We start from the raw sequence: 10,778 nt of genomic DNA, 5'->3' as shown, positions 1-10,778 counted from the left end.
AAAACACTTTTGGGTTATAGCTTTGAATAATATTTAATTTAATATCACTTGGATATTTTGACATACAAAAAACTGCACCTCCAACTGTTAGATAGTGTCTAACAATTGGGGTGCAGTTCATAATCCCTGCTTTTTTCATATTGAATACCGGTAAAGAGCTAATTCTTCACCTCGAATAGATGGAATTTCAGTCCAAAAGGGTCCTTTACCATGACGCTTGTTTCATGATATTCCTTAGTAATCTCGCACCCTTGGTCTAATAACATTTCAATAGCATGATGGAAATCATCAACTCCAAATTCAAAGAAGACAGAATCACCATCCGAATTTTCAATGAAAAATTGAAGTCCGCCCATTGAAAACATCGTTTCGTTATTATAGTTTTTATTAAGCCTCATACCAATTATATTTTCGTAAAAGTTTATGGCTCTAGCATAATCTTTTACTTGAATAGCTACATTATTGGTTATTTGAAATGTTGAATGACAATCATATTTTTTCTTAGGTTGAAAATCTTCTGAACCAGAAGGTAATAAATCAAACAAATGCCATACAACATTATAATCGTCCCCAGGGCCAAGAGGTGCCTTGGCATGATGATAGATGTTACCTTCCTTATCTTTTCTGAAAGTAGATACCCCAGGATAGTAGTATCCATCCTTTTGAAATCCAAAATCCACTTTAAAAGTGGTTCCCTTAGTGGAAACCATAGGGAAAATCCAACCTCTAGCTGCTGCAAAATCTGCTTGTACCTCAGGTTCATCAGGTGATGAAAGAACAAATGCTGCTTTCTGGATCAAATGCTGGTAAACTCCGTTAAATCCGTCTGCCCACATTGTACAGTAAGAGCACCCTTTTCCCATATTATGAATAACGATAAGTTCATCTTTATCTTGAAATAGTTCGAGGAGGCTTACTTCTCTTTTATCAGATGTCACAAATTGATAGTTTTCAACCTTTTGTTCGGGTACAGATTTACGTAGTTGAGCTAACTCTTTCTTCTTTTCTAGAATTTCTTGTTCTAGTTTGACTATTTCGTTATGTAAAGGATCATTTAGCAATTTTTTTCACCTCAAAATGAATTTGTTAACTGAACTATTCTTCGTTGTTTCATTATTTTCCTTTAATAAATCCGTGATATAATATTTTCAAAAGTAAAAAGTGGGGTTTTATTATGAAAAAGCGACAACAACAGCCTAAGCCTAAGGTGAAAAAGGATGAAGGTGCAGTTACATTAGGAGACATGCTAAATCAAGATTTAGTTAAACAGCTAAAAGATAAACAAAATGAACTAAAAGCAGCCGAAGAAAAGAAGGTTCAAGAAGAGGAAGCACGAAAGCGCGAGGAAAGACGATTAAAGGAAAAAAACAAATCATTTGAAGAGTTATTAAATGAAAGTTCAACAGACTGGAGAAATTTCAAATAATAGTTGGTAAGGTTAAAGCTAATCGGTATCAAGATTGGGCACGTAAATAGAATTACGTGCCCGTTTATTCATTATTTTTCTATCGATGCTCCTGATAAATATCAGCCCGTGTTAATTCTTGAATAAGATCAATTTCTTCTTTAGATAATCTTTGTGATTGTACTGCCCTGGCATTATTTTTCACCTGTTCCGGTGAACTCGCTCCAATTACAACGGCTGACACAGCTGGTTGAGCCAGGCAATATTGTGCAGCAATTTCGGTCATAGGACGCTCTGGTGCAACTTTTTCCTTCAATAAGGATAAAAGTTCCTGTAACTCCAAAGAAGAATACTTTAAATAACCGTTTTTCTTAAAAGAAGCCGAGAAATACTCCCATTTCTTTTCGGTAAGTAATCCCTTTGCTAATGTTCCGCGACAAACTACACTAATTCCTTGTTCACTCAAAAGAGGCAAAACCATTTCTTCTGGTCGACGATCTAGCAAACTATATTGCATCATCACAGAAACAATCCCTGACTTCTCAACATATTCACGAATCACATTTGGGCGGATGGAAGAAATTCCATAAAAACGTATATATCCTTCTGCCTTTAACTCTTCAAAAGCCTCAATTGTTTCTTCAATTGGGTCTTCGGTAGTTCCCCCATGAAGCTGATACAAATCAATATACTCGGTACCCAACCTATTTAGGCTTTTCTTCACTTGTTCCTTGATATAAGCTTTAGATGGATCCCAACCCCAGCCGTCCTTTTGTTCATTCCAACGATTTCCCACTTTTGTGGCAATCACAACATCTTCGCGAATACTCTTAAGTGCCATCCCAACAATTCTCTCGTTATCACCAAAGTCATATAGATCTGCAGTATCAAAATAATTGATACCTTCCTCTAAAGCTGTATGAATGACACGCTGAGCATGAAGCTCATCAGTACCCAGAGACATGCAGCCTAAAGCCAATTCGCTAATTTCTAAATCAGAAGAGCCAAGCCTTCGTTTTTGCAAATTATTTTCCTCCCTAGATAATCATTAATACTATTTTAATAAAAGGAGAAACATAAACCAAATCATCTGTTTATAGGCTACTTAGTTGAATCAATCCAAGCTTTAACAGTTTCAAACTGCTTTCGATATTCTATTAGCTTTTGTCTAATCTCCCATGCTTTACCAACCATAATAACCCCTTTTTCATGAACATAGACCTTCATAGCATCCTACCTCCTAGAGCAAACTATGGTAAAATGTATGAGCATGTCACATCGGATTAGAACAGGAGTGTCTAGGATGAATCGTTTAGAGGAAAAAACAATTAAATCGGATCATATTTTTTCCGGGAGAGTTATAAGCCTTCAAGTTGATGAGGTAGAATTGCCAAATGGGAAAACTTCAAAGCGTGAAATAATAAAACATCCTGGGGCAGTGGCCATTTTGCCGATAACGAATGATGGGAAAATCGTAATGGTTGAACAATTTCGAAAAGCACTCGAACGAACATTAGTGGAAATTCCTGCAGGGAAGCTGGAAAAAGGGGAGAACCCACTAGAGTGTGCTCGAAGAGAATTAGAGGAAGAAACAGGATATGTTTGCGAAAAACTTGATTGGCTAATCTCTTTCTATACCTCTCCTGGATTTGCAGATGAAATTGTTCACTTGTATGTTGCGACAGGATTAAGCAAAAAGGAAGATGCAGCACAGCTAGATGAAGATGAATTTGTTAACATTGTTGAATTGTTTTTAGCTGAAGCAATCCAATATGTTGAGGAAAAGAAAATATATGATGCAAAAACTGCTTATGCCGTACAATACCTGCAACTTAAAGAGAGTATCAAATGAAAATGAAAAAATATTATGTTGATTTACATATACATATTGGCAGAACTAAAACTGGTAAGGCAGTAAAAATAACGGGATCCAGATCATTAACCTTTACCAATATAATACATCATGCTCGCAACGAAAAAGGGTTGAATATGATTGGGATCATCGATAGTCATTCTCCTGAAGTTATAATCGAAATGGAAGAATTACTTTCAAATGGACTTCTTACAGAGCATCCAGACGGTGGAATTGTATTTGGCGATTTAACGATTATCCCTGGATCAGAGCTTGAAATATATGATGAACAATGCCAAGGTCCGATTCATGTCCTTTGCTTTTTCCCGACATTAGAAGTAATGAGAAGTTTTTCAATGTGGCTATCTAAGCAATTAAAAAACATACAATTGAGTTCGCAACGTATATACGTTTCTGGGAAAGAGCTACAGAGGAAGGTTAAAGAATTAGATGGACTTTTTATTCCAGCCCATGTTTTCACACCCTTTAAGAGTCTTTATGGAAAAGGAGTTAAACAAAGCTTAACGGAGGTATTTGATCCAAATCAAATCGATGCAATCGAATTAGGTTTAAGTTCTAATACGGTGATGGCTGATGAGATTGGCGAGCTCCATCAATACACTTATATTTCTAATTCAGATGCCCATTCTTTAGCGAAAATTGCAAGGGAATATCAGGTTCTGGTAATGAAGGAGCCAACTTTTAAAGAATTAGAAAAAGCGCTAAAAGAAATAGAGGGTAGAAAGATAATCGCCAACTATGGCCTTGACCCATTTCTTGGAAAATATCATCAAACGGCATGTGCAAATTGTTCACATCCTATTTCACCAGGAGAAGAGAAATGTCCTGAATGTGGGGCAGTGAAATTCACTAAGGGTGTTGCCGAACGAATCAAGGAGCTACATTCTCCTGTTGTATCAAGGCGAAAACGGCCACCCTATATACATCAAGTCCCACTTGAGTTTATTCCCGGGTTAGGACCGAAAATGCTTACTAAGCTATTAGACCATTTTGGAACCGAAATGGCCATTCTGCACGAGGTTCCGTATGAATCCATTGCTAACGTTGTCCCACTTCCAATAGCGGAACTCATCTGGAAAGCTCGAAATGGAGATATCCTTCTTCAAGCAGGTGGAGGCGGCAAATACGGCAAAATCGCCGAACAATAGAACAGGTTTTAGCACATTAAAGCGGTGGGGGACTGTCCCCCACCGCTTTAGTGTGTTAAAATCTCATTTTTTTGTGTCATACCTCGTTAAGACAAGCATACAATTTAGTAACGAGTTAGTGGGAGGGAGCACAATTGAGAAAAAGAATATACCAGAACGTTGCAGCAAATTATTTACGTGAAAACTCCTCGATGTATTTGTTTGTAATTGTGTTATTTATGATGGGAGTCATTTTTGGTGCAGTGATTGTCAATAGTTTGAGTTTTGTACAGAAGGAAGATTTATTTTATTATTTAAATCAATTTTTTGGTCAAATGGAAAACGGAAGGCTCGCAGAGGAATCAGATCTTTTCCGACAGAGCTTTTTTCATAATGTGAAATTTATCGGACTAATGTGGTTGCTTGGGGTATCGATAATTGGATTGCCAGTCATTCTAGTATTATTATTTATGAAAGGGATGGTCGTAGGGTTTACTGTAGGATTTTTAGTGAACCAGATGGGATGGAATGGCTTCTTTTTAGCATTTGTTTCCATACTACCTCAAAACTTTATCATCATACCTGTCTTTATTGTAACAGCTTCTGTAGCTGTAATGTTTTCATTGAAAATGATTCAACGGCAATTTTTGAAAAAGTATGGTCAACCTTTTTTACCATTGTTTAAAAATTACGTAGGAACTTTTATATTTGCTATTCTTTGTATTGGAGCTGCAGCTGCAATTGAAGCTTATCTATCTCCTGTATTTATGAAATCGGTAATGAATACCATTAGCAGTTTATAATAATTATTATTTAATAAAAGCACTTAATGATAATTATTTTATTTTGAATCTATTCCTCTATCTGTTATAATGAGAATTGACAGTGGCGAGGGAGGACTTCGGTATGGAAAGTAGAATTGATAGAATTAAAAAGCATTTGCACTCATCCAGCTATAAACTCACTCCACAACGTGAAGCGACCGTTCGTGTGTTGTTGGAAAATGAAGAGGATCATTTAAGTGCGGAAGATGTATACCTCCTCGTAAAAGATAAATCTCCTGAGATTGGTTTAGCAACTGTATATCGGACATTAGAATTACTCACAGAACTTAAAATTGTCGACAAAATTAATTTTGGTGATGGAGTTTCCCGATATGACTTACGTCAGGAAGGGGCTGCACACTTCCATCATCATCTTGTTTGTATAGAGTGCGGTGCCGTGGATGAAATTCAAGACGACCTTCTAGAGGATGTTGAAGCAATAGTTGAACGGGATTGGAACTTTATTATTAAAGACCACCGCTTAACCTTCCATGGTATTTGTCATCGTTGCCATGATAAAACTAAAGAAGAAACTGCAAAGTAGACCTTTTCAAAAAAGGTCTTTTTACTTTGGCCAAAAACCTTGTTTCCTAGAGGTATAATTCTTGTCCAAACTGGCATACCTTGTACTAAGGGGAAAATTAGCGCTGGAGCGTCTTGTTTAGGACAGGTGGTGAAGGTTTGATGGGCTCATTTTTTAAAACAATATTTCGAACTCTAAAGGTATTTATTATTTTTACTGGATGCACAATTCTTTTTTATTATGGTATCATTTGGGTAAATCAAGAGTACCAAGATTATCACCGCTATGACGAACCAGAGGGTACGGCCATAAAGGTTTCCACTTTGGGGAGTCAGGAAGACATGTCAGTAGTTGACAGGTTAATCTTGTTTTACTTAAATGGGGAGTAATGAGATTTGATTGAGGATCATTTAAAGGATTTTCTACACTTTTTAATTGTTGAAAAGGGACTGGCCGATAATACCATTATTTCATATAAAAGGGATTTAAATAGTTATTTAAACTATTTAAAAAATGTTGAAAAAATAATAGATTTAAATGAAGTGAAACGGGCGCAAATTATTCACTTTCTTGGATATTTAAAGGAGCATGGTAAATCAGCCAAAACATTGGCCAGGCATATTGCTTCCATTCGAGCCTTTCATCAATTTTTGATCAGAGAAAAGATTGTCGGTCATGACCCAACCGTACATATTGAATCTCCACAGCTAGAGAGATCTCTTCCCAAAGTATTATCAATGGAAGAAGTTGAAACATTATTAGAGTCCCCTAAGCTAAATAGTCATTTTGGCTATCGTGACAAGGCGATGCTTGAATTGCTATATGCAACTGGAATGCGAGTAAGTGAACTCATTGGCTTGAATAGTGGTGATGTTCATTTAACAATGGGCTTTGTTCGCTGTATCGGGAAGGGGAATAAAGAGCGAATTATTCCTCTTGGTACCACCGCTGCGACCGTAGTTCAAGATTATCTTGATAAAGCTCGATATAAATTTTTGTCGGGTAAACAAAGAGAAGATGCTTTGTTTTTAAATCACCATGGGAAACGATTATCAAGACAAGGATTGTGGAAAATCTTAAAGAAATTAGTTGCAGAAGCAGGAATTCAAAAGGAACTAACTCCGCATACTTTAAGACATTCGTTTGCAACGCATCTATTAGAAAATGGGGCAGATTTAAGAGCAGTACAAGAGATGCTCGGTCATTCGGATATTTCAACTACCCAAATATACACACATGTTACAAAAACAAGACTAAAGGAAGTATATTCAAAATTCCATCCAAGAGCTTAATTAAAGGCTGTTTTCGCAGAGATTGTTGCTTTTCGAACACAGACTAATTCCCGTATCAAATATGGGTTTCGTGCTCTTTTCCTTGTTCAAGAGGAATTAACACTTAAGAAATTAGTAGTTTATATTTATCAAATAGCGACAAAGTTTACGAAAAGAGCTTAATAAATTCATAGAATTGTCATACCGCTGCCTCAATTAGGGTAGCTTTTTTCTTGTAATTTATTATAGATTTAGTAAAATATAGATGTCAGACTTCTGACATTAACAAATGCAACGATGATTATTCCTATTATAGGGAAATATAATTAAATGTAAGCACTAAGATGTTTAATTAAGGAGGAAAACGATGTCTAATCATACATACAAACGAATTTTTTTAGTTGTGATGGATTCAGTCGGGATTGGGGAAGCTCCTGATGCAGAAAAGTTTGGCGATAAGGGATCTGATACGTTAGGTCATATAGCTGAAAAAATGAATGGTTTAAAAATGCCTAACATGGGAAAATTAGGGCTTAGTCATATTCGTGAAATTAAAGGAATCGACAAAGTTGAGAAGCCTTTAGCTTATTATACTAAAATGCAGGAAGCATCAAATGGAAAAGATACAATGACTGGACATTGGGAAATAATGGGTTTGAATATCCAAACTCCATTTAGGGTTTTTCCAGATGGATTCCCAGCTGAACTTATTTCAGAGTTAGAAACAAGAACAGGTCGTAAAATTATTGGAAATAAGCCTGCTAGTGGAACTGAGATTTTAGATGAGCTTGGAGAAGAACACATGAAGACAGGCTCATTAATCGTCTACACATCTGCAGATTCGGTATTACAAATAGCTGCTCATGAAGATATTATTCCAATTGAAGAACAATATGATATTTGTAAGTTGGCAAGAGAACTTACATTAGATGAAAAGTATATGGTTGGTCGAGTTATAGCTAGACCTTTTTTAGGAGAACCAGGTAATTTTAAACGTACCCCTAACCGTCATGACTACGCCCTTAAGCCATTTTATCGCACGGTTATGAGCGAATTAAAGGACTCCGGTTACGATGTTATTGCTATTGGGAAGATTTCCGATATTTTTGATGGCGAAGGAATCACAAAATCGTTACGTACTATTTCTAATATGGATGGCATGGATAAATTAGTTGATAGTTTAAACATGGAGTTTACGGGTTTGAGCTTTTTGAATTTAGTGGACTTTGATGCTCTTTTCGGACATCGTAGAGACCCTATTGGATATGGAAAAGCATTAGAAGAATACGATGCTAGACTTCCAGAAGTTTTTGAAAAAATGCAAGATGATGACTTATTAATTATTACGGCTGATCATGGTAATGATCCAGTTCACCCAGGTACAGACCATACAAGAGAATATGTACCACTTCTTGTCTATTCAAAACGAATGATGGAAGGTAAAGATCTACCTATTTGTGAAACATTTGCCGATATTGGTGCAACGGTTGCAGAGAATTTTAATGTAAAAATGCCTAGCTTTGGAAAAAGCTTTCTTAAGGAATTAAACTAATTCATAATTTCCAAAACCTTTTTGGAAAAAGATAAGGAGTAGGAAGATGGATTTCACGAAAATTCAAAATGCTGCACAATTTTTAAAAGGAAAATATGAAAGAAGTCCCAAAATTGGTTTAATACTAGGTTCAGGACTTGGCGTACTCGCAGATGAAATCGAGCAACCTGTGAAAATCGCCTACAATGATATTCCAGATTTCCCTGTTTCAACGGTAGAAGGTCATGCTGGCCAGCTAGTTTTTGGGCGTATTCAAGAAATTGAAGTTGTAGCTATGCAAGGAAGATTTCATTTCTATGAAGGATATTCCTTAGAAAAAGTAACCTTTCCAGTTAGAGTAATGAAGGAGTTAGGTGTTGACATATTAATTGTTACTAATGCTGCTGGAGGAGTTAATGAAAGCTTTACACCAGGAGATTTAATGATTATTACAGATCATATTAATAATATGGGTACCAATCCTTTAATAGGGTCAAACGATTCCCGCTTAGGTGTACGATTCCCTGATATGTCGGAGGCTTATAATAAAGAGTTACGAGCATTGGCAAAACAAATTTCAAAGCAGTTAAATATTTCCACACAAGAGGGAGTTTATGTTGGAAATACAGGTCCTACTTATGAAACACCTGCAGAAGTACGAATGATACGTACATTAGGTGGGGATGCTGTAGGAATGTCAACTGTACCAGAGGTAATCGTAGCACGTCATGCAGGAATGAAAGTAATGGGAATTTCCTGTATCTCTAATATGGCTGCAGGAATTTTAGACCAACCATTAAATCATGAAGAAGTAATTGAAACAACAGAAAGAGTAAAAGCTAATTTCCTTACTTATGTAAAAGAATGTATCAAGCAATTTGGAAACCTATAAGCTAATAAAAAGTATGAGGTGATTTCGATGAGAATGGTTGATTTAATTGAAAAGAAGCGCGATGGTGAGAAGCTTTCAACAGAAGAAATTCAATTTATAGTTAATGGTTATACAGAAGGAACAATTCCAGACTATCAAGTAAGTGCTTTTACTATGGCCGTTTTCTTTAATGGTATGACGGAGAGTGAAACTGCAGACTTAACAATGGCAATGGTAAAGTCTGGAGATCAAATTGATTTATCACAAATTGAAGGTATTAAAGTAGATAAACACTCAACCGGTGGGGTTGGCGATACAACCACTTTAGTTTTAGGTCCACTTGTTGCGGCAGTGGGTGTGCCTGTGGCAAAAATGTCAGGTCGCGGCTTAGGACATACTGGTGGTACTATTGATAAGTTAGAGGCAGTTGAAGGCTTTCACGTAGAAATAGAAAATCAAGAATTTATTGATCTCGTGAATAAAAATAAAATTGCTGTAATAGGTCAAAGTGGTAACTTAACACCTGCCGATAAAAAACTTTATTCTCTACGTGATGTGACAGCGACGGTAAATAGTATTCCGATGATTGCTAGTTCAATTATGAGTAAAAAAATTGCAGCCGGTGCAGATGCGATTGTGCTTGATGTAAAAACTGGCGCTGGGGCATTCATGAAAACAATTGATGATTCAAGAGATCTTGCACACGCAATGGTGCGAATTGGTAATAATGTCGGCAGACAAACGATGGCGATTATTTCTGACATGAGTCAGCCACTCGGTTTTGCCATTGGAAATGCTCTTGAAGTAAAAGAAGCAATTGATACATTAAAGGGTGAAGGGCCTGAAGATTTAACAGAGCTTTGTTTAACATTAGGTAGCCATATGGTCTACCTGGCAAAAAAAGCAAATTCCTTAGAAGAGGCACGTCAATTGCTTGAAAATGTAATTAAAGATGGATCTGCTTTAGAAACATTTAAACTATTTTTAGCTTCTCAAGGTGGCGATGCTTCGGTTGTTGATCAACCTGAAAAACTACCACAGGCAAAGTACATTATTGAACTAGAAGCAAAAGAAGATGGTTATGTGAAAGAAATGGTGGCTGACGAAATTGGTACGGCTGCAATGATTTTAGGTGCAGGAAGAGCTACAAAAGAGTCTACAATAGACTTAGCGGTTGGGCTAATGCTTCGGAAAAAAATTGGAGATAAAGTCCAAAAGGGTGATTCGTTAGTTACGATTTACAGTAACTTTGAAAATGTAGATGCTGTGAAACAAAAATTGTATGAAAATATTACCGTAACTTCAGAACCAGCAAAGGCACCAACACTTATATATGAGGAAATAACGGAGTAA

The 10,778-nt window shown here is 36.4% G+C and carries 13 protein-coding genes; 10 read left to right on the top strand and 3 right to left on the bottom strand.

Going from position 1 to position 10,778, the window contains the following annotated elements; genetic code table 11:
- Window positions 1-158 precede the first annotated feature (158 nt).
- Window positions 159-1,061 carry a DUF899 family protein gene (locus LRP83_RS10355; protein ID WP_230496619.1) on the bottom strand — a complete coding sequence of 301 codons (903 nt, stop codon included), beginning with the start codon at window positions 1,059-1,061 and terminating at the stop codon, window positions 159-161.
- A gap of 113 nt (window positions 1,062-1,174) precedes the next feature.
- On the opposite strand from LRP83_RS10355, the gene LRP83_RS10350 reads away from it, so the two are divergent.
- Entirely contained in the window at window positions 1,175-1,426 is a 252-nt protein-coding gene (locus tag LRP83_RS10350) for a YqkE family protein (RefSeq protein ID WP_230496618.1), read from the top strand.
- Window positions 1,427-1,505: 79 nt separating this feature from the next.
- Here LRP83_RS10350 and LRP83_RS10345 read toward each other — a convergent pair whose 3' ends face one another.
- Both LRP83_RS10345 and mciZ read right to left on the bottom strand, forming a co-directional pair.
- Complete coding sequence (locus LRP83_RS10345; RefSeq protein ID WP_230496617.1) at window positions 1,506-2,429, bottom strand: aldo/keto reductase; 924 nt, start codon at window positions 2,427-2,429, stop codon at window positions 1,506-1,508.
- Between the two features lie 77 nt (window positions 2,430-2,506).
- Window positions 2,507-2,632: a Z-ring formation inhibitor MciZ gene (mciZ, locus tag LRP83_RS10340; protein WP_230496616.1), complete on the bottom strand. Its 126-nt coding sequence runs from the start codon at window positions 2,630-2,632 to the stop codon at window positions 2,507-2,509.
- 76 nt (window positions 2,633-2,708) lie between these two features.
- Between mciZ and LRP83_RS10335 the strand changes: the two genes are divergently transcribed.
- The 9 genes from LRP83_RS10335 (at window position 2,709) to LRP83_RS10295 (ending at window position 10,778) form a co-directional block, all read left to right on the top strand.
- Window positions 2,709-3,257, top strand: coding sequence for an NUDIX domain-containing protein (locus LRP83_RS10335; protein WP_230496615.1), 549 nt, complete (start codon window positions 2,709-2,711; stop codon window positions 3,255-3,257).
- A 2-nt stretch (window positions 3,258-3,259) separates the two neighbouring features.
- Window positions 3,260-4,426, top strand: coding sequence for an endonuclease Q family protein (locus tag LRP83_RS10330; RefSeq protein ID WP_230496636.1), 1,167 nt, complete (start codon window positions 3,260-3,262; stop codon window positions 4,424-4,426).
- 134 nt (window positions 4,427-4,560) lie between these two features.
- Window positions 4,561-5,208, top strand: coding sequence for a stage II sporulation protein M (spoIIM, locus tag LRP83_RS10325; protein ID WP_230496614.1), 648 nt, complete (start codon window positions 4,561-4,563; stop codon window positions 5,206-5,208).
- A gap of 103 nt (window positions 5,209-5,311) precedes the next feature.
- Entirely contained in the window at window positions 5,312-5,773 is a 462-nt protein-coding gene (gene fur / locus LRP83_RS10320) for a ferric iron uptake transcriptional regulator (RefSeq protein WP_230496613.1), read from the top strand.
- Window positions 5,774-5,913: 140 nt separating this feature from the next.
- Window positions 5,914-6,141 carry a YqzK family protein gene (locus LRP83_RS10315; RefSeq protein WP_230496635.1) on the top strand — a complete coding sequence of 76 codons (228 nt, stop codon included), beginning with the start codon at window positions 5,914-5,916 and terminating at the stop codon, window positions 6,139-6,141.
- A gap of 9 nt (window positions 6,142-6,150) precedes the next feature.
- Window positions 6,151-7,044 (top strand): site-specific tyrosine recombinase XerD, encoded by an 894-nt coding sequence (gene xerD, locus LRP83_RS10310; protein WP_230496634.1) that lies wholly within the window; start codon window positions 6,151-6,153, stop codon window positions 7,042-7,044.
- 346 nt (window positions 7,045-7,390) lie between these two features.
- A complete protein-coding gene (gene deoB, locus LRP83_RS10305) occupies window positions 7,391-8,575 on the top strand; it encodes a phosphopentomutase (protein ID WP_230496612.1) in 1,185 nt (394 codons plus the stop codon).
- Window positions 8,576-8,621: 46 nt separating this feature from the next.
- The gene (locus LRP83_RS10300; RefSeq protein WP_230496611.1) at window positions 8,622-9,446 is read left to right on the top strand and encodes a purine-nucleoside phosphorylase; all 825 of its coding nucleotides are present in this window, start codon (window positions 8,622-8,624) and stop codon (window positions 9,444-9,446) included.
- A 27-nt stretch (window positions 9,447-9,473) separates the two neighbouring features.
- Window positions 9,474-10,778 (top strand): pyrimidine-nucleoside phosphorylase, encoded by a 1,305-nt coding sequence (locus LRP83_RS10295; RefSeq protein WP_230496610.1) that lies wholly within the window; start codon window positions 9,474-9,476, stop codon window positions 10,776-10,778.

It is taken from the genome of Pseudoneobacillus rhizosphaerae, assembly GCF_917563885.1.
GTDB lineage: Bacteria > Bacillota > Bacilli > Bacillales > Cytobacillaceae > Pseudoneobacillus > Pseudoneobacillus rhizosphaerae.
The sequence above is the reverse complement of the archived record's forward strand: the minus strand, read 5'-3'. Positions and strand labels throughout refer to the sequence as shown.

Coding starts and splice junctions, on each gene's coding strand:
- LRP83_RS10295 (WP_230496610.1), top strand. CDS start 9,474: ATGAGAATGGTTGATTTAATTGAAAAGAAGCGCGATGGTGAGAAGCTT.
- mciZ (WP_230496616.1), bottom strand. CDS start 2,632: ATGAAGGTCTATGTTCATGAAAAAGGGGTTATTATGGTTGGTAAAGCA.
- LRP83_RS10330 (WP_230496636.1), top strand. CDS start 3,260: ATGAAAAAATATTATGTTGATTTACATATACATATTGGCAGAACTAAA.
- deoB (WP_230496612.1), top strand. CDS start 7,391: ATGTCTAATCATACATACAAACGAATTTTTTTAGTTGTGATGGATTCA.
- fur (WP_230496613.1), top strand. CDS start 5,312: ATGGAAAGTAGAATTGATAGAATTAAAAAGCATTTGCACTCATCCAGC.
- LRP83_RS10300 (WP_230496611.1), top strand. CDS start 8,622: ATGGATTTCACGAAAATTCAAAATGCTGCACAATTTTTAAAAGGAAAA.
- LRP83_RS10350 (WP_230496618.1), top strand. CDS start 1,175: ATGAAAAAGCGACAACAACAGCCTAAGCCTAAGGTGAAAAAGGATGAA.
- LRP83_RS10315 (WP_230496635.1), top strand. CDS start 5,914: ATGGGCTCATTTTTTAAAACAATATTTCGAACTCTAAAGGTATTTATT.
- LRP83_RS10335 (WP_230496615.1), top strand. CDS start 2,709: ATGAATCGTTTAGAGGAAAAAACAATTAAATCGGATCATATTTTTTCC.